A 25764-nucleotide genomic window follows, 5' to 3' on the forward strand; every position below is an offset into this window, starting at 1 on the left:
TTTTTCTTACCATAATACCACATATAAATTTAGTACCTACTACTAAGTTATGGTATAATTAAACTATGTTGAAAGTTACTCAACATTTGGGGATTCATGAATCTCAGATAGTCTTAAATCATAGTATAATAAAATGACGCTATTCATACTATGTTTATTTTTAATTTCACATTCAACGTTTAAGCCACCATATACTATATATGATGGCTTTTTGTTATGCTTGTTTTTAATATATAAATTAGTAAGTATCTTAAATGTATTTGTCATAGTGAACATTTCGTTCAGTAAGCTATATACTAGTGTCATGGATCACGATTTCAATGACCATTTTAGTAATCATTAAACCATTAATTAAATTTATCATCACTTAAATATAAATAAGCTATAACACCTATAGGAACACCCAATAATGGTGTCGTAAAGATACTAGCTATGAATATGTATAATATTAGCATCCAAATTTCATCAGATTCCCATTTTTTATTTAGTAAATATTCCCACATTTCTTTTATACTCACGCAATAACCACCTTTATTATATTTAATTAATAATGTACTCAATAATACATATATCACAATATCAATATAAATAAAATAGCTACCCAATACAGATATTAAGTACTATTTATACATATACCGATTCTCAGATTTACACAAGACGTTTCTCAGAAGTAATTCCAAAGATAGTAAAAGTTATATATATACACTTATGTATATGAAACAGACACTTGGGGAAATTACACCAATTTTAAAACGATTACTATAGACTAAAGTTGTAAGTGCTAGATTAAAAATTTGATTAAAAGAGTAGATAAGCTATGAAGTTAAGTAAGAGTATAGGATCATTAGTTTTAAGTGCGGTTTTATTAACGTCTATTTCCCCTTTAGCAAGTGCAGAAGAACAAGTTCAAACGCAAAATAGTAATGTTCAACAATCTCAAGATAACAAGTCAAATCAACAAACTAATGAAAACAAAAAAAATGTACAAACCTATGTAGGCGGGATATATCTTACTAAAAAACTATTAAGGGTATATTAAGTAATAAAGGTAAATTAGTAGGTGCAGTTAAAACTGTTACTGGCAATCAAAAAGCAGCAAATGCTGTTTCAAAAAATTTCGACGCAATTGATTCAGAACTACGCCCTTTGTTAAAATTATCTGAAGTCCCAGCTAACTCAGTTGCTGATGCAGTGTATAGAGGATTAGTAGATGCTGGTATTGACAAAGACCTCGTTGGTCAAGTTAAAGTTGCAGTAAAAGAAGGTATTAATTTACTAGTTTAGGAGTGAAAATAATGTTTGAAAATAAAGATGATATAAGGTTACTATATCAAGCAGTTTCAGAACTAGCAGAAATCGTAGGACATCATCCTTACAATACAAAATCAATAAGTCTTTTATGTTTAGACTTAGGTATCCCTCTAGATGAATATGAAAAAGTATTTATGGCATTTACAAGGTTGTCTAATAACAAAAACACTGATGATATGAACATTGAAGAATTTAAATCAATATTAATTGAAAATGTAACTAAATATGACGAAATAACTGACTCTCAAGCTTTAAGATTTATAGAAGGCTACGCTAGAAATTATATACCTGAATTATTACCATATGCAGAAAAGTTATATCTTGATTTAAGAGTATAAAAATAAGAGCTTAGCATTGTGATGTGCAACCCAAAAGTTGGACTACAAATCTAACTTTATGGAGTGCATATCATTAAATTGTTGATCCTTATTTTGTTGAAATTTACTCATCATTAGAAAAACATTATACAAAAATAAATTTGAATTATATCTTTAAATAGCTCTATCACTTATTTATTCTGAGAATTTCTCTTTCATTCAAATTATAAATCACGCTTATCTATGTATTCTCTAATATCAATAACGAAATTATTAACCATTTGATAAACGTCATCTAAAAATTCAAACACTTCTCTATTATTGTATTCAAAATAAATTTCTTCTTTATATGAATAGTCTTTAACTTTGCTAAAATCAATCTTCCTACTATTCGGCATAATCAAAGTATCAACATTGTCTTCATGCCCAGATATACTCACATCTTTAATAATCACACCTTTTTGTTCAGTGTAACCTATTCCCTTTGTTATATTTTTGAATTGAACATTTATCATTGAATGTTTTTCATTATTCTGCATTTTATTGAATTCATTATATGTTTCAGTGTAAAATAAAGAATCAAAAATTTCTCTACCTCTATTGTCATTAACACCAAATCTTTCATTTAGCAGATTGTAAAACGTTTCGATACTTTTCATTTCTTTTTTATTTGGAATATATGGTTTTTTGTTTTTACTCACATTATTATGTTTTTTTATGCGTTGTATAGAATATTCCATTACCGATTTATATACGTTCAGTAATAAGTTAATCATTATCTGATCATTTAAATCTAATTCTTCTTTTTTCTTTAAATTTTCTATGTGATATAAACAAAAATTTAATTTTTGAATACTTTGCTCATATAAATCTAATTCTTTTAATTTTTTCATAAAACTACCTCTTTTTTTAGGTAACTATCTTTTATAGTATTGATTAGTATTAAATCTTTATCATCCAATTCATATATAACTCTATTTTCTAGTTCTAATATTCTATAAATTTTGTAATTTGATAATATATTGGTTATAAGATTTTGATTCTCACTAACACACATTACATTGGTCTTAGAATTTTCATAATCTTCTATATGCTCAAACAGTATATACGTTTTATCTCCCTCCTTTTAAAATTATTTTTACACTTATGAATTAAATTATAACACTTTGGCAAATACAATTAATCTTTATATACCATTATTTAAAATGATTCTTAAGGAGGTGTATATGATGAATGTATTGATAGAAGATATTAAAAAATCTCAGTGGTGTATGGTAACAATGATTATTACATCTATTTCATTTATCTTTCTAAAATTAATGGCCAATGAATTTATTAAACAGTTTGGTAATGATGTAAATATTCGAAATTTAGGTAAAGATGGTTACTTAAGTGGCACATTAATAATTTTATTAATAGCTTTAATAACTGCTATTTTTTCAATTTTAACTGCTTATCTAGGCTTTAGGTCACTCCAATACGATTTCAATATCACTTCGTTAGTTTGTATTGCATTATCAATAACTTTGTTAATGCTGACGTTTTTCATTAGTGAGATACCATTCTTAAAAACAATTATCCTCGTACTAATTATAGGCTTTGCCATTATAACTATATTAAATGATAATTAACAAAAAGCTACCAATTACGGTAGCTTTACTAAGAGTCCATCATATATTTGTCTAATGCGTTCACGACTTAAATCAAATATTTCCCCTATATTTTCGTATGAATGCCCCTCGCTAATTAACCAGTACACATAATACTCTTTATCTGATGCGATTGTTTCTATCAAAGTATCTAGTTCATTAAAGTATATTGTGTCGTCTATATGATCATTCTCTATTTCTTCATCTTGATTTATATTAAAGAAATCATCAATGTTAGTCACTACAATATCTTTATCGATATCATTTTTATGTTGATAGTTTTCAGAAATATTTTCACACTTTGTTTATCATATTTTTTCATACCCAACCTATCTCATTTGCTAATTGTTTAATAATGATTCTACGCCCTTTATTGAAGTCATTCATACTTAAATTTAGTGCTGGTGCTATTACTTCATCAAGTTGTTCACCTTTCCACCAAGATAACTCTATAATTTGCTGATATAATATTGAACATTCGTTAAAGACCGAAGTTATACCTCTAGTAAGATGATATAAATTGTGATGGTATAGATCATTCTCAACGATTGATAATAATCCATCATTTTATGATAATTTTTAAAGTGTTTCGATAAAATCACGTAATCATCATTCTTCATGGCATCGCTAACACCTTTCTATTGGTAGATAATTCTTCTTTAACTTGTTCTAAATGCTCATCAAATGCCTTTTGGTATAATTCTGAACGTTCATTTTGTCTTTCTTTACGTTTTTGACTCTCAACTTGATAGATATCTTTCTTCAAGCGTTCGATAACATTTTGATTTCTTACTTTACCACTGATTAACATATATTTAATCACATCTTGTTGTTCGTTCTGAATATAATTCTTGATGATATTTTTGAGTAAATTTAACCTGTCGTGTGCTGTTTTTGAATTATATTGAAGTTTCGCTTTCTCATCAATGATACAAATACCATCATATCTTTCTCATTGGTAATCACATGACTCATATTTAAATGATATAGGCTATCTATTTGTGATTTCATAGCTTTAATCTTTCTATTAATCACTTTGGGATTATAATCCATTAAAAATTCAATTTCTGTGATTTTATCATTACTTTCGAAGTCAGAGACCAAATAATCACACCTTTTTCAATGGATTTGACGCTTAAAATGATTAAAAAAAGGGATAAACTGAGTTACCCCCTTTCATGAAAAATTTATCCGCGTTGCAAACGAAAGCCCCCCGCCGGTACCCGTCAAAAATAATATTTGACCCAAAAGGTAGGGGGGAATAAATTTTATTGTATAAATTATTTATTTAATATTAATGATTCGTAATAACTCTGGCACAATTTTGATATCAAACACATAGTTCAATGCAAATTGGTACACGCCTCTTAATGCTTGTTTCTTTTTATTGTACATAATAGGCTCATATTTAGCATATATAGCATGCCCAAAGTCTCCTATAAAGATATCTTGTGCATCATCTGTAACTACTACGTGAGATACATTAAATAGCTTAGTTAAATCACCTGCAAGTCCACCTAATCCCATCTGTGCTAACTCTTTGATGAGTTTATCATGATGTTCTGTGTTCATTATGATAGATACATTACGTCTAAATGTTTGTGGTATATCTTTTATCGCTTATTAAATACCATCATACATTGTAGTGTTACTTACTTCTTTAATGCCTTGATTATATAGTGATAAGTCTTGGTTATCTTTATCAATCAATCCACTCGCATTGTTCTTATCTAAGAGTAATGTTGTTTCATATGTGACACACTCATTAATAAAGATCTCTTTAAGTAGGTCGAGCCATGCACTACACTGTCTGATACTTCTGTATATATGTGTCCCTCGCGTCTATAAAAGTATTTGCTACTACCATTAAGTGATAGCTCAATACCATTAGTAGCTAACTTATCTTTAATGTATGTTAGTGATGGTATAGATTCAACATGTTCATCATCTGTAATAGTAATCACATCACGTAATGTTTGAGGTAGCTCAGTATTAACTAATAACTCTTTAAATACTTCTATACGTGCAGTCGGTAACTCTTGAATATTAAAGTTATTCTCATTACTAACTAATTGCTTTGTTAATATACCTACTCAACTAATTACTTTATAGTTAAATGTTTAGGTCATAAATCTGCGAAAATCACTTATGAGATTTATGGGAATTTATTAGAAGAATCATATGAAGAAGAAAACACGAAAACAATAAAATTAATGAATGATTTATAAAAACACTGCCTTAAAATAGAGTAATGATTTAATTAGTTTATAGAGAAAATGATTGGCAAAAGTATGTAAAATACAAATAGATAAAATTACTGATTTAATAGTATTTTAAAAATGAGCCAAACACTATTTTAATTAAAAATCATCCCTTCGAGGGGGCTCATATATGTTAAATACAAAGACTGCTTATGCAGTGAATCAAATTAACAGAAAAAAGCCATGACTTCATATATAGAATACATGATTACACAATGTGTTCTATCAATGAGACATGGCTTTTAGTTTTATCACTTCAGTATGATATATTTTTCCGGATTACATTCCACTAGGATAGTGAGTCTTTTATAGTTCAATCTTCTCACCGTTTCGGATTTTATCTGCTAATTCGTTTAATTTTCTTAAACGATGATTCATACCTGATTTAGAAATAGGCCCTGTGGAAATCATTTCCCCTAATTCTTTTAAAGAAATTTCTTGATGTTCAACTCTTAATTTCGCGACTTCACGCAAACGATCTGGCAAATTGTCTAAGCCAATTTCTTGGTCAATTAATTGAATACTTTCAACTTGTTTCATAGCTGCACTCACAGTTTTATTTAAATTTGCTGTTTCACAATTTACTAATCGATTAACTGAATTTCTCATATCACGTACAATTCGGACGTCTTCAAATTTGAGCAGTGCTTGATATCCACCAATTAAACTTAAAAAGTCAGATATTTTTTCCGCTTCTTTCAAATACACGATACTACCTTTTTTTCTTTCAAGATGTTTGGCATTTAATTCGTAACTATTCATCAATTTAGTTAATCCTTCAGAATGATTCTCAAATTGAGAAAAAATTTCTAAATGATATGAAGATGTTTCAGGGTTATTTACAGAACCCCCTGCTAAAAATGCGCCACGCAAGTAACTACGTTTCATTTCATCATCTTGGATCATCTCTGGATCAATTTCATGTGTAAATACACCTTCTTTTAAAATACCTAATTCGTCAAGAATCTCTCTAGCTTTCATCTTTGTACGACAAATGTATATATTATTTTTCTTCAATTTCATTTTTTTACGTACTAATATTTCTACTTCAACGTTAAAGATACGCTTAATCAACGAATAGATTCTTCTAGCAGTTGTGGCATTTTCAGTTTGAACGTTTATCACAAACTGTTGATTGGACAGACTAAGTGCCCCATTCATACGAATTAATGCACTGAGCTCTGCTTTCGCATTAGCTTCATCTACATCTATACGAGTTAATTCATTTTTCATATCTGATGCAAAGCTCATAGAACACTCATTCCTTCCTATCATTGTCTACATGATTTATTCGCAATGACTTTTTTCTAAATAAATCTCATCTAAATTATTTTTCATACTGAATTAACTGACTCAACTTTGTTCTAATATATACTCATCATGACTACTGCTAACGTTTGCTGTTAGGATCAAATTGAATTGTACTAATTAATTCAAGTGCGACTTCATATATCAAAGTAGATAATACTTTGGTATTGTGTCTAACTAAATGTTCGTCTGATATTTCAACTAGATTAGATGCCGTAATCACTTTAATACCGTCCTGTTTTAATTCATCAACGTTAACAGCAACGGGTTCTGAATGCTTTTCTCTGTATTTTTGTAAAACATTGTCATTAAATTGATCCGTACAACAAATGACGTAATCGACAAATGATTGTCCTGCTTGTCGATGTAATGCATTAATATGTTCTTTCACATCATAACCATCTGTTTCACCTGGCTGTGTCATTACGTTAGACACATATAGTTTAGGTGCAGAAGAATTTAATAATGCCTCTGATATACCTTTCACACATAAGTTAGAGATGACACTCGTATACAACGAACCTGGACCTAAAACAATTAAGTCTGCTTCTTCTAACGCTTCCACTGCTTCTTCCATAGGTTCAACATCATCCGGTTCTAAAAAGACTTTGTCTATCTTTTTCTGCATTTTAGGAATTTTAGATTCACCGTAAACAATGTCTCCATCCTCCATAATGGCATTTAATTGCACACTTGAATTGGTTGATGGAATCACTTTACCTTTAATATTTAATACTTTACTTAATTCTTTAATTGCATGTCCAAAATCATTCGTAATATTGGTCATACCAGCAATTAATAAATTTCCTAACGAATGTCCACTGATTTGATTTTCTTCAAATCGATATTGAAATAATTGTGTTAACACTGATTCCGAGTCACTAAGCGCTGCAATAACGTTTCTAATATCACCAGGAGCTGGGATATCCATTTCATTTCGAATTTTACCTGTACTACCACCATCATCTGCGACCGTTACAATAGCGGTAATATCAATTGGAAATTCTCTTAAACCTCTTGCTAATACTGATAAACCAGTTCCCCCGCCGATTAATACTACTTTCATTCTTCTCATTAGTGCTCGCCACTTTCAATATGTGCATCTCTGTGATGAACATAAACGTTATAATCAAAAACCTCATTTAGATATTCACCTAAACGTTTACTTAAAGCTACTGAACGATGTTGGCCACCAGTACATCCAATAGCTATGACTAATTGAGATTTACCTTCTTTCTTGTAACCTGGAATCATGAATTTTAATAAATCAGTTAGTTTATCAAAGAATATTTCAGTTTCTCTCCATTTCATTACATAGGTATACACTTCTTCGTTTAATCCAGTTAATGGACGTAACTCTTCTACATAATAAGGGTTGGGTAAAAATCGAACATCAAATACTAAGTCAGCATCCATTTGAATACCATGTTTAAATCCAAAGCTCGTCACATTAATCGTAAATGTTTCAAAATCGTCATTCTCATAATAATTAACTATGCGTTCTTTTAATGCTTTAGGTTTAAGTTGGCTCGTATCAATCACATAATTGGCGATACTTCTAATTTGTGAAAGTTGTCCACGTTCTTCATTAATGGCTTCAATTAATGAACGTTGTCCCTTTTCATTTAATGGATGCGCACGTCGTGATTCTTTATATCTTGAAATTAACTTTTCTGTTGTTGCTTCTAAAAACATGACATCTACGATAACATCATTTCTACTTTTGATTAAATCTATTTCTTTCACAAGTGATTTAAATAATTCTTTACCTCTTAAATCTATAGCAATTGCCACTTTTTGTAATGAAGGATTACCTTGCTCCATTAATTCAACAAATTTAGGCAATAATACAGGTGGTAAATTATCTACACAAAAATAGCCTATATCTTCTAAACTTTGAATGACTAGAGATTTACCAGCACCTGACAAACCAGTTACTACTAATAGTTCACTCTTTCCCATTTCTTTTTCAGAATTCATCATTTCATTGGTCACCGCCAGTTATTTTGAAATTTATACATTAATAGCTTCATCATACCACACTCAAATTCACAAAGGAACGTTCCTAAGACTTAGAAAAAGCTAGAACAACAAATGGATTATTGGCATTATAATCCTCCCATTGCTCTAGCTTAAATTACTGTTGTGATAAATGGTATTTAATTTATGCTTCTAATTTATCTTTAATAGCTTCTATATAATCTGCTGCACTTTGAGCTGCGATACTACCGTCGCCTGTTGCAGTAACAATTTGACGTAACCCTTTATCTCTTACGTCACCAGCAGCATAAATACCTGGTACGTTAGTACTCATATCTGCTTCAGTTACAATATAACCATTTTCATTTGTAATACCTAAATCAGTAAATGGTGCTGTTAGTGGTTTCATACCGATATAAATGAATACACCATCTGCATCATAAGTGACTTCAGAACCATCTTTAGTTGATTCCAAAGTAACAGATCCTACTTTACCGTCTTTGTCATTGATTGTTTTTAAAGTATGACTCCAAATAAAATCAATTTTATCATTTTTAAATGCACGGTCTTGTAAAATACTTTGTGCACGTAATTGGTCTCTTCTATGAACAATAGTAACTTTATCAGCAAATTTTGTTAAGAATGTACCTTCTTCAACAGCTGAGTCACCGCCACCAATAACAAATAAACGTTTGTTTTTAAAGAATGCACCGTCACATACAGCACAATAACTTACACCACGTCCACCTAATTCTTGTTCTCCTGGTACGCCGATTTTTTTATATTCAGCTCCAGTTGAAATAATCACTGCGTGTGCTGTAATTTCTTTGTTTCCTAAGTTAACGACTTTATAGTCGCCTTTATCTTCGATTGATTTAATATCACCATATTGATACGTAGCACCAAATTTTTTCGCATGTTCAAAAATCTTAGTAGATAAGTCTGGTCCAGTAATCATTTCGAATCCTGGGAAATTCTCTACCTCTTCTGTATTTGCCATTTGGCCACCTGGCATACCACGTTCAATCATAACTGTGTTTAAATTGGCACGTGAAGCATAAACTGCAGCCGTCATACCAGCAGGGCCTGCACCTATAATTGCTACATCAAAATCTACTTCAGTCATTTACTTGCCCTCCTACTAAATAATCATTAAACGCATTATATATCAAAATAAGTATTTCATAAATTTATATGCTCAACATATAAGTTATCGTTTTATCTAGTTTGTAATGACTAATATCAAACCATTCTTTAATTTGCTTCTTAGTCAACTTCTGATTTGTTTGTTGGTAATACAAATATAAATACGCACCTATATATCTTTCTACTTCAGTTAAATCTGCTTGATCAGCAATAATTGATTCAGCTTGATCTATCCATTGAACAAATAATGATGTATCATTTCGAAATTGGTCGAATTGATACAGTTTTTGCATACCACGATGAATGAAGTCCAATTTATTCAAGGTTAAACCTTGAACTAAATATGTTAAATATAATTTTTCATAATCATTTAATGTTTCTAAAACAGCCCATATATCTTCTGTTATCAATATTTCTTTACCATTCAATTGATTTAATAGGAAGATTCCATACAATCTATAGTGACTATCATCATCCATTAATAATGGTAAAATTCGTTGATCAAATACATGTTTGCTTTCCTCTATAACCCAAGGTGGAAATCCTACATCCACTTTAGAAATTTGCAACAGTTTATTCCAAAATTGGATACTCTCATCTTTATTTCCTAGGTAATAGTAATTGTAACTTAAAGCATTGAACATTTGTATCGAAGCAAATTTACCTTTTTTATACAGTGGAAGCAGTAACTTCTGTGAGGCATGATATTGTTTCAAATAACTTAATACAATGCCTAGTTTAAAGCTTTCATCATCATTCATTGGTACAACTTTACTTAATATATTCAAGTAACGTTTATACTTGTCTTTTTCATTTGTATTATAAAGTAATAACGTATAATGACAAAGTGCATGCACATCTGTATTATCTTCATTTAATAGTTCCTCAAACATGTCTTTAGCTATATCATATTTACTTAAATATAAATAACACATCGCTAATAAATTTTTAATAACACGATGATTTTGTATAGTTTTGTCTTGATTTAATATATATGATTTTGCTTGTTCTAAACGACCTTGTGAAAATAAAAATTGGAACAATAATTGAACAGCAAAAAGTTGTGCCTCTACTTCAATTTGATGCTCATTAGAATACGAAACATCAAACGTTTCTTCTAATTCATCACGAAAGTCTTGATCATCTGTGATTAATACATAATTAATACCAAACAAGAATGCCTTGTTTGGTTCATTTAATTCAATGTTCAACTGACTCAATTCATAAAAACTATCAGCCACGCGTCTATCATTAATAATATTTTCATAGAATAAATGTTCTGCACGACTACCAAATCCTAGTTTAACTAAACATTGAGCGTAGTTTAATTGAATATCAAAATCTTCAGGTGACAATTCTAGCACTTTACTATAATAATCAGCTGCTTTTTTAAAATCTTGTTGTTTCCACTTTTGAGCTGCCATTTTGCGATAAAACGGTTCATCAAAAGCCATTGAAATAATTTTATTATTTTTATCTGCCAAAGATTGTCACCTCCATATTCATTGTATTTGTATAGGATTACCAAATGCGACCGAATTGTTCGGTACATCTTTAGATACAACTGTTCCTGCACCAATTTTTACATGATCTCCAATAGTGACACCTGGAAGTATAGTGACGTTGGCACCAATTAATGTATGACTGCCAATCGTTACCTTTCCAATTTTAAATTCGTCTACTAAAATTTCATGCGTTAATATTGTAGTATTATAACCAATCACACTATTATTGCCAACTGTTATTAGCTCTGGATAAAACAAATCTGGCACTACTTTAAATGCGAATACAGAATAATTTCCAATATCCATACCTAATAATTGACGATACATATGACTTTTCAATTTTAAGTTTGGCATGTACCGACAAACCTCGATAATAATCGTTTGCCTTAATACTTTAGGAAATTTGACTAATCGATAAATATGCCATAACGGATTCATATTAGTGGCTTGATATTCACGATGAGGCTTTAATTTTCTCATATTTGAATTACACCTTCTGCTTAGGCCAACTTAATGGGCCAGCATTTTTGTATGTGGGTGGTTGATATTTGAAACGTCTATATAACATTAATGCCACACTGATAATAATTAAAATCACAGATACTAACTGAGCCACTCTAATATGACTTGTTAACATTAAGCTATCTGTCCTAAGCCCTTCTACAAAGAAACGGCCGATCGAATACCAAATTAAGTATAAGAAAAATGTTTCGCCTAATTTCATGTGTTTTCTAATTGTAACTAAAATAATAAATCCTAAAACATCCCACACTGATTCATATAAAAATGTTGGGTGATAATAATGACCATCAATATACATATTATCAATAATGAATTGAGGTAAGTGCAACTGTTCTAAGAATGATTTAGATACCATACCACCATGCGCCTCATGATTCATAAAGTTACCCCAACGTCCTATGCCTTGTGCCAAAATAATACTTGGTGCAACAATATCTCCAATTTGAAATGGATTTAAATTTTTTATTTTACAAACTATAATACCAGTGATAAAACCACCTATTAATCCACCATGAATGGCTATACCACCATGCCAAATTTTTGGTATTTCACCTGGATTTTGCATGTAGTAGGGCCATTGGAAGATAACGAAATAAATACGTGCCACTATGAAACCAAATATTGCACAGTAGAAGATAACATCTACAAGTGTATCCTTATGTAACCCTATTCTCTTTAATGCTTCTTGTGCTACAAAATAACCTAATAAAATGCCGCAAGCAATAATAATGCCGTACCATCTTATTTGTAGTGGGCCCAAATGAAATGCAATAGGATCAATATAACTTAACGTTAAATTCATCATCTAACTACTCCTCACCTTTATGACTGTTACGAACAATTTCATCATTCAAGCGTTCACTAAATTCTTCAGCTGTATTGATGCCCATTATATTTAAACGATAGTTCATTGCGGCAACTTCAATGATCACTGCAACATTTCGTCCAGGTCTAACTGGAATAGTCTTTTTAGTTATTTCTGTATCTAAGATACGTAATGTTTCTTCATTGAGACCCACACGGTCATACAATTTTTCTTTATTCCAATTCTCCAAATTAATATTCAAGCGAATTTGCTTCTCAGTTAAGATTGAACCAGCACCGAATAATGTCATTACATTAATAATACCTAGACCTCGAATCTCTAATAAATGTTCAATCAGTTTTGGAGGTTTACCAATTAATTCATCTTTTGTAATTTCTCTAATTTCAACGTTGTCATCTGCAACAAGTCTGTGTCCTCTTTTAACTAGTTCTAAAGCTGTTTCACTTTTACCAATACCTGAATCACCTGTGATGAGTACACCCACACCATAAACATCAACAAGTACACCATGTAATGATGTTGTCTTTGCTAATTCATGTTCTAAAAATGTTGTTAAACGACTCATAAGGCTTGTCGTTGCGTCTTTAGCAACAATGAGTGGCGTGTTAAGTTCTTTTGCAGCTTCAACAAGTTCATTAGGTGGTTCTAAGCCTCGTGTTACAATAATTGCAGGAGTGTCTGGTCGACATAACTTTCTCATTCTTCCTTGTCGCTCGTCATCCGGTAATAAGTTGTAAAAAGATAACTCAGTCGTTCCTAGTAATTGAATTCGATCTGAAGCATAATGTGAGAAATATCCAGCCATCTCTAAACCAGGGCGAGAGATATCTGTATTCTTAATCGGTTTATTTAATCCTTCTTCACCGGCTATTAATTCTAAATTTAATACTTCAACTAATCTTTCAGTTGTTAACATGCGTTCACCTCTATATTGAATTGTTACTACAAATTCACTTTCTTTAATCATATCAAAAATCAAACTACTATCTATATTAAAAAGTTATATTAACTCAATGTTTAGAAAATAGTCATGATTGATTAACGTAAAAACCGTTAAATCTCTGACATTTTTTTGCTTACACGTCAGTAATACCGTATTGATATTTCATTTGAATATGTATTGAATGAAAAAATAATTTAAAAAAGATGATTCCAGTATACTCTGAAATCATCTTAATATAAATTATAACATCATTCTTTTATGATTCATCTTCATTTCTATCTCTTTCTAAAACTGTTTTCAAATATTGACCTGTATATGAACCTTCGACATTGGCAATATCTTCAGGTGTTCCTGTAGCAACAATGGTACCGCCACCATCGCCACCTTCTGGCCCTAAATCTATAATGTGATCAGCTGTTTTGATAACATCTAAATTATGTTCGATAATGACAACTGTGTCACCATTTTCGACAAGTCGGTTTAAAACTTTTAATAATCGACTAATGTCATCAACATGTAAACCTGTTGTTGGTTCATCAAGAATATAAATAGAACGTCCTGTTGATCGTTTGTGTAATTCAGAAGCCAGTTTTACACGTTGTGCTTCACCACCCGATAAGGTAGTAGCTTGTTGTCCTAAAGTAACATAACCTAATCCGACATCTACCAATGTTTGTAGTTTACGTTTAATCTTAGGTATATTTTCAAAGAAATGAGTCGCATCTTCTGCTGTCATTTCTAGTACATCAGCAATATTTTTACCTTTATAAGTAACTTCTAGTGTTTCTCTGTTATAACGTTTGCCATCACAAACTTCACAAGGAACGTAAACGTCAGGTAAGAAATGCATTTCTATTTTGATGATGCCATCACCTTTACAAGCTTCACAACGACCGCCTTTAACGTTAAAACTGAAACGCCCTTTTTGATAACCTCGAATCTTAGCTTCATTGGTTTGTGCAAACACATCACGTATATCATCAAACACGCCTGTATAAGTAGCTGGATTTGAACGTGGTGTTCTACCAATTGGTGATTGGTCAATATCTATAATTTTATCTAATTGGTCAATACCTTTAATTGACTCATAGTCTCCTGGCTTAACTTTAGATTTATTGATTTTTTGTGCAAGAGATTTATATAATACTTCATTTACTAATGAACTTTTACCAGAACCTGAAACACCTGTCACTACAGTCATAAGTGAGAGTGGAATATCTACATCAACGTTTTTCAAGTTATTACTTTTAGCGCCCTTGATGCTAATTTTTTTATTAGTCGCTTCACGTCTGTGCTCTGGCACATCAATTTTCTTTTTACCACTTAAATATTGCCCTGTCAGGGAATTCTTATTTTTCATTACTTGTTTAGGCGTACCTTGAGCGACAATTTCACCGCCATGGTTACCCGCACCAGGTCCGACGTCTACTAAATAATCAGCTGCGCGCATAGTATCATCGTCATGTTCTACAACAATAAGTGTATTGCCTAAATCTCTCATCTCTTTAAGTGTATTAATCAAGCGATCATTATCACGTTGATGTAAACCTATTGATGGTTCATCAAGTACATAGAGCACACCAGTGAGACGAGAACCAATTTGTGTCGCTAAACGAATACGTTGCGCTTCACCACCAGATAACGTACCAGATGCACGGTTTAATGTCAGGTATTCTAACCCAACATTATATAAGAATGTTAGACGAGAAATGATTTCCTTAAGAATTTGATTGGCAATCGCTTGGTCTTGTTCTGAAAGTTCGATATTTTGATAATAATTCAAAGCTTCTTTAATTGAGTATTCAACAACTTCACCAATATTTAATCCTGCCACATAAACTGAAAGAGCTTCTTTACTTAAACGTTGTCCATGACATGTCTCACATGGTAATTCAGTCATATATCGACTCATCATCTCTCTCGTATACTCTGATGGCGATTCATGATAGCGACGATTGATATTATTAACTACACCTTCAAATACCATTTTACGTTTTCTTTGTCCACCGCCAAATCGCTGATTAAATGTAAATTCAATTTCCTTATCTCCTGAGCCGTGCATTAATATATTCTTTTGTCTGTCAGTTAGTTTTTTATATGGTTTATCCATATTAATTTTATAAACTTCACAAACACGTTTTAATAACGTTGGATAGAAATCTGAACTTGTAGGTTCCCATGGTTCAATTGCACCTTCATTAAGTGTCTTATTTGGATCCGGAATAACTAAGTCCATATCAACTGTTAATCGTTGTCCTAAACCATCACAAGTTGGACACGCACCAAAAGGACTATTGAAACTAAACATACGTGGCTCTAACTCACCTATGGAAAATCCACAAATTGGACATGCGTGATTTTCGGAGAATTTTAATTCTTCTCCATCGATAATATCAACTGTTAAACTTCCTTCGGCAAGTTCAAGTGCTGTTTCGATTGAATCAGCTAGTCTTGTTTCAATGCCTTCTTTAACAACTAATCGATCAACAACGACTTCAATAGTATGATTTTTATTCTTATCTAATTCTGGTACTTCATTCACATCGACAATCTCACCGTCAACTCGCAAACGTACATATCCTTTTTTACTTATATCTTCAATCAATTTTTCATGACTACCTTTACGGTGAGAGATAACTGGTGCTAATAGTTGAATTTTAGTTCGAGTTTCTAATTCTAAGATTCTATCTACCATTTGTTGAACAGTTTGCGATTCTATCTCTATGTGATGATTGGGGCAGTATGGTTTACCTACACGTGCATATAACAACCTAATATAGTCATATATTTCAGTCACTGTAGCTACTGTAGAACGTGGGTTCTTACTTGTTGTTTTTTGATCAATTGAAATCGCTGGTGATAAGCCTTCAATTGTGTCAACATCCGGTTTATCCATTTGACCTAAAAATTGACGTGCATAAGCACTTAATGATTCTACATATCTTCTTTGACCTTCGGCATAAATGGTATCAAAAGCTAAAGAGGATTTACCTGAACCAGAAAGTCCTGTCATCACTATCAACTTGTCTTTAGGTAATTCTATATCAACACCTTTTAAATTATGTGCTCTTGCACCTTTCACTACTATGGATGGTTCTCTCATTTAAATGTCACCCTTCTGATTTTAATTCGAATAACATATCTCTTAATTCTGTTGCTCTCTCAAAGTCTAAATCTTTAGCTGCTTTTTTCATTTCTTTTTCTATATTTTCTATCGTTTTTTGACGTTCTTTTTTCGTCATTTTCTTAGGTACTTCTGTTTGTTTATTTTCATTAGTATCATCACTTTCGACAGTAGCACTGATAACATCATGAATTTTCTTATTGATGGTTTTAGGTGTAATACCGTATTTCTCATTATGAGCCATTTGAATATCACGTCGTCTTTGCGTTTCATCAATGGCGTATCTCATTGAATCTGTAATCTTATCTGCGTACATAATAACTTCACCGCGATCATTACGCGCTGCACGCCCAATGGTTTGAATTAAGGAACGATTGGAACGTAAAAATCCTTCTTTATCTGCATCTAAGATAACAACTAATGAAACTTCGGGAATATCTATCCCCTCTCTTAATAAGTTAATACCAACAATTGCATCATACGTACCCATACGTAAGTCTCTTATGATTTCAATTCTCTCGAGTGTTTTAATTTCGGAATGAAGATAATTGACTTTTATTCCTGCTTCTTTCATATATGTTGTTAAATCTTCACTCATTTTTTTAGTTAATGTGGTAACAAGTACCCTTTCATTTTTATCAATTCTATCTTGAATTTCACTTAACAAGTCGTCAATTTGATTTTCTGTAGGGCGTACATCAATTTTCGGATCTAACAATCCAGTTGGTCGAATAATTTGCTCTACCATTTCGTCTGTATGTTCTATTTCATAAGGTCCTGGTGTTGCAGATACATAGACTAATTGATTCGTTTTTTCTTCAAATTCTTCAAATTTTAATGGTCTATTGTCTAATGCGCTAGGCAATCTGAATCCATGATCAACTAAAACTTGCTTACGTGCTCTATCACCGTTATACATCCCTCTCACTTGAGGTAGTGTTACGTGTGATTCATCAATCATGATTAACCAGTCATCTCCAAAGTAATCAAGCAATGTATACGGCGTAGAACCTAAAGGTCTTAACGTTAAATGTACGGAGTAGTTTTCAATACCTGAACAGAATCCCATCTCACGCATCATTTCCAAATCATAATTAGTTCGTTGTTCTAACCTCTGTGCTTCTAAAAGTTTATTTTCATCTCTTAATTCTTTTAAACGTTCTTCTAATTCTTTTTCAATTCGTTCAATCGCAACTTTCATCTTTTCTTCACGCGTAACGAAGTGGGAGGCTGGGAAAATTGCAAAATGTTCACGTTCTCTTATAACTTCGCCAGTTAAATAGTTCACTTCTCTAATACGATCGACTTCATCACCAAAAAATTCTACCCGAATACACATTTCTTCTCTAGAAGCAGGGAATATTTCGACTACATCGCCTCGTACTCTAAAGGTACCACGTTGAAAGTCTATATCATTTCTAGTATATTGCACATCAACTAGTTTTCTTAATAATTCGCTACGTTCCATTTCCATGCCCACACGCACACTGACAACTAAATCTTTATATTCTTCTGGATTACCCAAACCATAAATACAACTCACACTCGCTATGATAATAACATCATCTCTCTCAAACAAAGCGCTTGTTGCTGAGTGTCTTAATTGGTCAATTTCATCATTAATAGACGCATCTTTTTCAATAAATGTATCTGTCGATGGTACATAAGCTTCTGGTTGATAGTAATCATAGTAACTCACGAAATATTCCACCCTATTTTCTGGGAAGAATTCTTTGAATTCACTATATAATTGTCCAGCCAATGTTTTGTTATGTGCAATAATTAATGTTGGTTTACCTACTTGTTGTATAACATTACTCATTGTAAATGTTTTACCTGTTCCAGTTGCACCAAGTAGTGTTTGATGTCGCTTTCCTTCTTTAACACCTTTAACAATTTTCTTTATTGCTTCAGGTTGATCACCTTGAGGATCGAACTCTGAATTTAATTTGAATGGATAATGTTCAACCATTACTACATACGCCTCCTGTATTGTTTACAACTCAACTTTTATTACTCAAGATTATTGAAATCATTTTATTCTAAAGATTATCACCGTTTAATACATTATTTATTAATTACTTTCCCTAGTTAACCTATTGTCATACATCATTTTGATGATATCGTTAACGTAAATATTAGCACTGAATTTATTTTCTATTTTAACAAATCTCGAACATAAAATACAAACATTTGTTCGCTAACATTTTTATATTATAAGATAAATAAAAAACAAACATAGCTTAGCAAACTATGCTTGTTCTTATAGACTTTTTATCAATCAATTTGTATGTTAATCAAGTTTTATTCTTCTCTCTTATGGAATTCTAGTTGATCTATGATTAAATAACCCGCTAATAGCGATACAACATCAATAAATATAATCCATTCACTATGAAAAAAGCCTTTATATATTGAGGTTGCGATTAATATTAATGTAACAGAGGTACCAATCCATTTATTTTTAGTCACTACACTAAAAAGCACAATTAAAATACAAGGAAAAAAGGCAGCACATGCATACCAAATCATTTATTTCACCTGTTTCTTTTATTTAGTATTGTCATCGTAGTTTCTCGTAATTCTGTTCTAGGAATGAAGTTTTCTGTTAGCATTTCAGGAATAACATTATCAATAAAATCATGAACAGATGCTAAATGATCGAATTGCATAATTGTTTCTAAACTCATTTCATATATTTCAAAAAACAAAGGTTCTGGGTTACGTTTTTGTATTTCACCAAATGTTTCATAAAGTAAATCGATTTTATCTGCTACAGCAAGTATTTGCCCCTCTAACGAATCATCTTTACCTTCTTGTAACCTTTGTCTGTAAATGTCACGATATTGTTCAGGGATTTCTTCCTTAATAAAATTCTCTACCATTTCTTCTTCAACTTGTGAAAAAAGCATTTTCAATTCTCTACTTGCGTACTTTACTGGCGTTTTAATATCACCTGTAAACACCTCTGCAAAGTCGTGGTTTAGTGCTTTTTCGTATAAGCTCTTCCAGTCTATAACATTTCCATTATATTCTTCAACAGTACCAAGATATTGAGCAATTTTAGTTACTTTGAACGAGTGTGCAGCAACATTATGCTCAAAATATTTGAATTTACCAGGCAACCTAATAAGCTTTTCCATATCAGAGAGTCTTTTATAATATTGATGTATGCCCATTCCGTGATGCCTCCTTCTCATTTAATCATAGATGATACTTAGTTTCATTATACCAATCATCATCATGATTAAAAGCAATATCTTAATGTTGATTTCAACTTAATCGATTATATGCAAATGAATTAATATAAAAATAAGCAGCAACGTAATCATGTCAATTACGTTACTGCAATATCAAACTTTAATACGTATTCAAATTTAATGAATATAGTTGTAGCTACCTGGATTTGTAATTGTTCTGTAAGATTTCACATTAAATCCACCGTTCCAGTTCATCTCAGAAACTGTAACAGTACCATTACTGTTTACACTCTCAACTACGCCTACATGACCATAGCCACCTGAACCATTTGTACCAGGATTAGATTGGAAAACAGCACCTGCTACTGGAATATTATTCACTGTGAAACCAGCATTTCTAGCATTTACTGCCCAACTACCAGCATCTCCCCATAAACTTCCAATAGGTTTCCCTAACTCTGCACGACGATTGAATGCATAATATGTGCAGTTTCCATAATTATATAAATTACCTGAATGACTTACAGAATACAAGCTAGCATCAGTGTCATTACGATAGGATTGATTCGTTGTAGCAGATACTTGTGGTGTTGATTCACTTGTAACATCTATATATTGTTGACTTGTAGTTGATGTTGGTTCTCCAACATAGTAATTGCTTGTATTATAAGTTGTATTATTAACTTGATATTGTGTTTCATAAGGAGAAACAATAATGATGTCTCCTGGGAAAATTAAAGGTGTAACCCCAGGATTAAGGTTATATAATTCTTCTAAAGTAATATTGTGATTTAAAGCGATTTGATATAAAGTGTCACCAGGTTTGACGATATATTGACTAGCATTCTCAGTTCCAACTGATGCTATGTTTTCAGATGTATTCACATTAGGTACAGCAGTTTCTTCTTGAGCATCTGCAACATTGCTGAATGCGATACACGCTGCTACTGATGATAATGATAATAATAACGTCTTCTTCATTAAATATGTCATTCCTTTGTTGTATATTCTAATTTGTCGAATTTAATATAACACAATATTATTTTAAAATGCTTAATGTTAAATTGATGTAATATAATATTTATACACTATCATTTCAAGTATCATCATACATATCACCATGAACACATATATATCAACTAATTCAGAGTGATTCATTGTTAGTTTGACTTTGTCATAATTATCACGTGAGTAATATTACAAGAGATGTTTTACATAGATTCTGTCTTTTTTTAAATTTAAAAAATAATACATTCTTCTATTTATTTAAATAGCAGTACTTTTCAACTAATAACAGACAGAGCTTAAGATCATTAAATGTCTCAAGCTCTGCTTCATTTATTCATTTATTTATCCATTTGGTGTCTTAAATATGCTTCAATAAACGGACCAATGTCACCATCCATTACTGCATCCACTTTACCTGTTTCCTCATTTGTTCTATGATCTTTGACCATTGAATAAGGATGGAATACGTAAGACCTAATTTGACTTCCCCAACCTATTTCCTTCTGCTCACCACGTATTTCTGCCATTTCACGCTCTTGTTCTTCTAATTTAAGTTGGTACAATTTAGATTTCAACATTTTCATGGCAGCTTCACGGTTTTTAATTTGTGAACGTTCATTTTGGTTATTAACTACAATACCTGTAGGATGGTGGGTAATTCTAATTGCTGATTCCGTTTTATTGATATGTTGTCCGCCAGCACCAGATGCTCTGAAGGTATCAACTGTGATGTCATCAGAATTGATTTCTATTTCAATCTCATCATTATCAAAATCAGGAATAACATCACAAGAAGCAAATGATGTATGACGACGGCCAGATGAATCAAATGGTGAAATTCGAACTAAACGATGCACACCTTTTTCTGCTTTTAAATAACCATATGCGTTATGCCCTTTGATTAATAGTGTCACACTTTTAACACCCGCTTCATCACCTGGTAAGTAATCAACTGTTTCAACTTTAAAGCCGCTTTGTTCGCAATAACGTTGATACATTCTTAATAGCATACTTACCCAATCCTGTGATTCAGTACCACCTGCACCAGGATGTAATTCTAAAATTGCATTATTAGCATCATATGGTCCATCTAATAATAATTGTAATTCAAAGTGATCAATCTCTGCTTTAAATTCGACAACATTATTTTCTAACTCTTGCTTCATATCTTCGTCAAATTCTTCTTGTAACAATTCAACTGTTGCAGACATGTCTTCCACAGATTCTTCTAATTCATAAAAACCATTTACCATTGATTTTAAAGCATTATTTTTATCAATAATATCTTGGGCTCTATTTTGATCATCCCAAAAATTGGGCTCTGTCATCATTTCTTCATACTCTCGGATGTTAGTCTCTTTATTTTCTAAGTCAAAGAGACCCCCTAATTTGATTTAAATTGTCTTTATACGCATCTATATTTCTTTTAATTTCTGATAATTCCATAATGTCTCTCCTATTTCGTTTGGTAATCTATGATCTTTATTTCAATATGATTTATTTTATCAAATTCTTAAATATCACTACACCACATTCATCATATTATACGCTTATATTCTATCATATATAACCTGAATTACAGTATAAGAATACGAATTATGTTAAAGACTCATAACTTAATCATCGATATTAACTCATTTTCTCAATCAATGAAATAAACACTAAAAAAGCCCAAGACAACATTGTCTCAGGCTTCAACTACATAATACTTATTAACATACAACTATGCTTGTCCATGACAGTTTTTATATTTCTTACCACTTCCGCAAGGACAAGGATCATTACGACCGATGTCTTCACCTTTAACAATCGGTTGTGGTTTTACTTTTTCTTTACCATCTTCGGCTGAAACATGTTTTGCTTCACCGAAATCTGTTGTTTTTTCACGTTCAATATCATCTTCAACTTGTACCACTGATTTTAATATGAACTTACAAGTATCTTCTTCGATATTTTGCATCATCATATCAAATAACTCGTGACCTTCATTTTGATAATCACGTAATGGGTTTTGTTGTGCATATGAACGTAAATGGATACCCTGACGTAACTGATCCATTGTATCAATGTGATCTGTCCAATGACTGTCAATAGAACGTAATAAAATCATTCTCTCGAATTCATTCATTTGATCGCCAAGCGTTTCTTTTTGTTTAGCATAAGCTTTTTCAATTTTAGACCATACTACTTCAAAGATATCTTCTGAATCTTTGCCTTTGATTTCTGATTCTTTTAATTCGCCTTCTTGTAAGAAGACATCATTAATGTAGTTGATGAATGGTTGGTAATCTAAGTTATCATCCTCTTCATTGATATGATAGTTGATTCCACGTTGTAATGTTGAACGTAACATGGCATCTACAACTTGTGAACTATCATCGTTATCAATGATTTCGTTACGTTCACTATAGATAATCTCACGTTGTTTACGTAGTACTTCGTCATATTCTAAGATACGTTTACGGGCATCAAAGTTGTTACCTTCAACGCGTTTTTGTGCTGATTCTACTGCTCTTGAAACCATTTTAGATTCAATTGGTGTAGAATCATCCATTCCTAATCGGCCCATCATTTTTTGTAATCTCTCTGAACCGAAGCGAACCATTAATTCATCTTGTAATGATAAATAGAAACGACTGTCACCATTGTCTCCTTGACGACCAGAACGACCACGTAATTGGTCATCAATTCGGCGTGATTCATGACGTTCTGTACCAATAACGGCTAAACCACCAATTTCTTCTACGCCTTCACCTAATTTGATATCCGTACCACGACCAGCCATGTTTGTCGCAATGGTAACCGATCCTTTTTGACCAGCATTTGCGACTATTTCCGCTTCACGTTCATGGTTTTTGGCATTTAATACATCATGTCTTACGCCACGTTTTTTTAATAAATTAGAAATATATTCAGATGTTTCTACAGCAACTGTACCCAATAATACAGGTTGACCTTTTTTATGCTTTTCAACTACATCTTCAACAACGGCATCGAATTTCCCTTTTTGACTAATGTAAATTAAGTCAGATTTGTCAACACGTTGTACAGGTTTATTAGTCGGAATTTGAGTTACTGTCATATTATAAATATTACGGAACTCTTCTTCTTCTGTTTTAGCAGTACCTGTCATACCTGCCAACTTATTGTACATTCTGAAGTAGTTTTGGAATGTGATTGACGCCATAGTTTTAGATTCATTTTGAATTTGTACGCCTTCTTTAGCTTCAATCGCTTGGTGTAAACCTTCAGAGAAACGTCTTCCCGGCATTGTACGACCAGTAAATTGGTCAACTATAAGTACTTCGCCATCAACAACCATGTAGTCAACATCTCGTTGTAATGTTACATGTGCTCTTAATGCTGTATTAATATGACTAATAATTTCTACGTTTTGAACGTCATAAAGATTATCAATCTTAAACATACGCTCAGCTTTATCTGCACCTTGTTCTGTTAAGTTTACAGATTTCGTCTTTTCATCATATTTATAATCATCATCTAATTTGAGCATTTTAGCGAAAACATTAGCTTGTGTATAAAGAGATGTAGATTTTTCTGCTTCACCTGAAATAATAAGTGGTGTTCTTGCTTCATCAATTAAAATAGAGTCAACCTCATCAATAATAGCAAAATGCAGTGGTCTCATAACACGCTCTTCTGCATAGTTCACCATGTTATCTCTCAAATAGTCGAATCCTAGTTCGTTATTCGTGCTATATGTGATATCTTGTGCATATGCTTCACGTTTTTCTGTTGTGGTTTTACTATTTAAATTAAGTCCTACAGATAAACCTAGAAATTCGTATAGCTCTGCCATTTCTTCACTTTGAACGCTAGATAAATATTCATTGACTGTAATAACGTGAACGCCTCGCCCTGCTAACGCATTTAAATATGTAGGCATTGTCGCTGTTAACGTTTTACCTTCACCTGTTCTCATTTCAGCAATATCGCCATGATGAATTGCGATACCACCCATTACTTGTACTTTATATGGAATCATATTAAAAACACGTTTAGAACCTTCACGTACGAGTGCATACGCTTCAGGTAAAATTTTATCTAAATAATCATTTTGTTTTTTAACATCTTCAATTTCAGCAAGTTCTTCTTGAAATTTCTTAGTTTTATTTCGAATTTCTTCATCAGTTAAAAGTGCTGTTTCTTCCTCTAATGCGAGTACTTTATCAGCTAACTTACCTAATTTTTTCGTTTCTTTTTTATTGCCGTCAACAATTTTTGATAAAAATCCCATTCTGTTCGCTCCTTTAGCTAAAAACTGCTTGGCTTTCAACAATTAATCTTACCATTTATACCTTTAGAATCATACTTAAATACTCATTAGTATACTTTATTCCCTTTGTCCGTAACATAAACATATTGGCAAACATAGCTTACATACTTTATGCTATTTCACATGGTAATTCAATCAAAATGCCTTTGTGTCTTTTCAATCGATAACATAAATAAATCTAATGAATTGTCAACAAGTTAATTCTAACATGATACAATGTATTATTTCTCGTCTCAAATAAATAAACTTCGCATAAATTGCGAAATTTATTATACAGTACTTCGTTTCTGTTATTTTCAATTAAGATTAGCACAGTATAATGCTTGCGTCTACGAATTCAACATCCACACATCATTTGCATTAAGTC

At 31.8% G+C, this 25764-nt stretch carries 25 protein-coding genes; 4 read left to right on the top strand and 21 right to left on the bottom strand.

What is annotated here, in order from left to right; translation table 11 throughout:
* Positions 1-347 precede the first annotated feature (347 nt).
* Complete coding sequence (locus ssp1_RS11920; RefSeq protein ID WP_142237379.1) at positions 348-518, bottom strand: VraH family peptide resistance protein; 171 nt, start codon at positions 516-518, stop codon at positions 348-350.
* Between the two features lie 299 nt (positions 519-817).
* Here ssp1_RS11920 and ssp1_RS12075 point away from each other — a divergent pair, with 299 nt between their 5' ends.
* The 3 genes from ssp1_RS12075 to ssp1_RS09555 all read left to right on the top strand — a co-directional run bounded on the left by ssp1_RS12075 (position 818) and on the right by ssp1_RS09555 (position 1649).
* A complete protein-coding gene (locus ssp1_RS12075) occupies positions 818-1039 on the top strand; it encodes a hypothetical protein (RefSeq protein ID WP_240328887.1) in 222 nt (73 codons plus the stop codon).
* A gap of 107 nt (positions 1040-1146) precedes the next feature.
* Positions 1147-1284, top strand: coding sequence for a hypothetical protein (locus tag ssp1_RS12080; RefSeq protein ID WP_232133409.1), 138 nt, complete (start codon positions 1147-1149; stop codon positions 1282-1284).
* A gap of 11 nt (positions 1285-1295) precedes the next feature.
* Entirely contained in the window at positions 1296-1649 is a 354-nt protein-coding gene (locus ssp1_RS09555; RefSeq protein ID WP_075778929.1) for a hypothetical protein, read from the top strand.
* Positions 1650-1852: 203 nt separating this feature from the next.
* Here ssp1_RS09555 and ssp1_RS09560 read toward each other — a convergent pair whose 3' ends face one another.
* Positions 1853-2521, bottom strand: a complete 669-nt coding sequence (locus tag ssp1_RS09560; RefSeq protein WP_075778928.1) for a hypothetical protein — start codon at positions 2519-2521, stop codon at positions 1853-1855.
* Between the two features lie 336 nt (positions 2522-2857).
* Here ssp1_RS09560 and ssp1_RS09565 point away from each other — a divergent pair, with 336 nt between their 5' ends.
* A complete protein-coding gene (locus ssp1_RS09565; protein ID WP_075778927.1) occupies positions 2858-3259 on the top strand; it encodes a hypothetical protein in 402 nt (133 codons plus the stop codon).
* 14 nt (positions 3260-3273) lie between these two features.
* On the opposite strand, the gene ssp1_RS09570 is transcribed toward ssp1_RS09565, so the two are convergent.
* From ssp1_RS09570 to secA, 19 genes are all read right to left on the bottom strand, one after another.
* Positions 3274-3519, bottom strand: a complete 246-nt coding sequence (locus ssp1_RS09570; protein WP_158256367.1) for a sigma factor-like helix-turn-helix DNA-binding protein — start codon at positions 3517-3519, stop codon at positions 3274-3276.
* A 374-nt stretch (positions 3520-3893) separates the two neighbouring features.
* Positions 3894-4088 carry a hypothetical protein gene (locus tag ssp1_RS12085; protein WP_228077250.1) on the bottom strand — a complete coding sequence of 65 codons (195 nt, stop codon included), beginning with the start codon at positions 4086-4088 and terminating at the stop codon, positions 3894-3896.
* 62 nt (positions 4089-4150) lie between these two features.
* Entirely contained in the window at positions 4151-4381 is a 231-nt protein-coding gene (locus ssp1_RS12090; RefSeq protein ID WP_228077251.1) for a hypothetical protein, read from the bottom strand.
* Between the two features lie 180 nt (positions 4382-4561).
* Positions 4562-4849, bottom strand: coding sequence for a hypothetical protein (locus ssp1_RS12095; protein WP_228077252.1), 288 nt, complete (start codon positions 4847-4849; stop codon positions 4562-4564).
* Positions 4850-5844: 995 nt separating this feature from the next.
* On the bottom strand, positions 5845-6789 hold the full coding sequence (gene whiA, locus ssp1_RS09585; protein ID WP_002450905.1) for a DNA-binding protein WhiA: 945 nt from the start codon (positions 6787-6789) through the stop codon (positions 5845-5847).
* A 139-nt stretch (positions 6790-6928) separates the two neighbouring features.
* Positions 6929-7921: a gluconeogenesis factor YvcK family protein gene (locus tag ssp1_RS09590; protein ID WP_075778925.1), complete on the bottom strand. Its 993-nt coding sequence runs from the start codon at positions 7919-7921 to the stop codon at positions 6929-6931.
* A complete protein-coding gene (gene rapZ, locus ssp1_RS09595) occupies positions 7921-8829 on the bottom strand; it encodes an RNase adapter RapZ (protein WP_002450907.1) in 909 nt (302 codons plus the stop codon). The genes ssp1_RS09590 and rapZ overlap by 1 nt, the downstream gene beginning before the upstream one ends.
* A 181-nt stretch (positions 8830-9010) precedes the next feature.
* Positions 9011-9952 carry a thioredoxin-disulfide reductase gene (gene trxB / locus ssp1_RS09600; RefSeq protein WP_075778924.1) on the bottom strand — a complete coding sequence of 314 codons (942 nt, stop codon included), beginning with the start codon at positions 9950-9952 and terminating at the stop codon, positions 9011-9013.
* Between the two features lie 64 nt (positions 9953-10016).
* Positions 10017-11456 carry a tetratricopeptide repeat protein gene (locus ssp1_RS09605; protein ID WP_049423659.1) on the bottom strand — a complete coding sequence of 480 codons (1440 nt, stop codon included), beginning with the start codon at positions 11454-11456 and terminating at the stop codon, positions 10017-10019.
* A gap of 18 nt (positions 11457-11474) precedes the next feature.
* Complete coding sequence (locus tag ssp1_RS09610) at positions 11475-11957, bottom strand: acyltransferase (RefSeq protein WP_075778923.1); 483 nt, start codon at positions 11955-11957, stop codon at positions 11475-11477.
* Positions 11958-11964: 7 nt separating this feature from the next.
* Positions 11965-12801, bottom strand: coding sequence for a prolipoprotein diacylglyceryl transferase (gene lgt, locus ssp1_RS09615; RefSeq protein WP_037552023.1), 837 nt, complete (start codon positions 12799-12801; stop codon positions 11965-11967).
* A 7-nt stretch (positions 12802-12808) separates the two neighbouring features.
* The gene (gene hprK, locus ssp1_RS09620) at positions 12809-13741 is read right to left on the bottom strand and encodes an HPr(Ser) kinase/phosphatase (RefSeq protein ID WP_015365270.1); all 933 of its coding nucleotides are present in this window, start codon (positions 13739-13741) and stop codon (positions 12809-12811) included.
* A 283-nt stretch (positions 13742-14024) separates the two neighbouring features.
* On the bottom strand, positions 14025-16871 hold the full coding sequence (gene uvrA / locus ssp1_RS09625; protein ID WP_107536111.1) for an excinuclease ABC subunit UvrA: 2847 nt from the start codon (positions 16869-16871) through the stop codon (positions 14025-14027).
* A gap of 7 nt (positions 16872-16878) precedes the next feature.
* Positions 16879-18864 (bottom strand): excinuclease ABC subunit UvrB, encoded by a 1986-nt coding sequence (gene uvrB / locus ssp1_RS09630; protein ID WP_107536112.1) that lies wholly within the window; start codon positions 18862-18864, stop codon positions 16879-16881.
* 332 nt (positions 18865-19196) lie between these two features.
* Positions 19197-19424 (bottom strand): CsbA family protein, encoded by a 228-nt coding sequence (locus tag ssp1_RS09635; protein ID WP_002450915.1) that lies wholly within the window; start codon positions 19422-19424, stop codon positions 19197-19199.
* 5 nt (positions 19425-19429) lie between these two features.
* Positions 19430-20071 (bottom strand): YfbR-like 5'-deoxynucleotidase, encoded by a 642-nt coding sequence (locus tag ssp1_RS09640; RefSeq protein WP_002450916.1) that lies wholly within the window; start codon positions 20069-20071, stop codon positions 19430-19432.
* 198 nt (positions 20072-20269) lie between these two features.
* A complete protein-coding gene (locus ssp1_RS09645) occupies positions 20270-21073 on the bottom strand; it encodes a COG3942 and LysM peptidoglycan-binding domain-containing protein (RefSeq protein WP_049423647.1) in 804 nt (267 codons plus the stop codon).
* Positions 21074-21438: 365 nt separating this feature from the next.
* Positions 21439-22546, bottom strand: a protein-coding gene (gene prfB / locus ssp1_RS09650) for a peptide chain release factor 2 (RefSeq protein ID WP_107536113.1) whose coding sequence is annotated in 2 segments (ribosomal slippage) — positions 21439-22473 and positions 22475-22546 — 1107 coding nt in all. Because the reading frame shifts where the segments join, the coding sequence is not laid out codon by codon here.
* Positions 22547-22823: 277 nt separating this feature from the next.
* Positions 22824-25358 (bottom strand): preprotein translocase subunit SecA, encoded by a 2535-nt coding sequence (gene secA, locus ssp1_RS09655; protein ID WP_049423645.1) that lies wholly within the window; start codon positions 25356-25358, stop codon positions 22824-22826.
* Between the last annotated feature and the right edge of the window lie 406 nt (positions 25359-25764).

The organism is Staphylococcus sp. M0911, assembly GCF_003491325.1.
GTDB lineage: Bacteria > Bacillota > Bacilli > Staphylococcales > Staphylococcaceae > Staphylococcus > Staphylococcus warneri_A.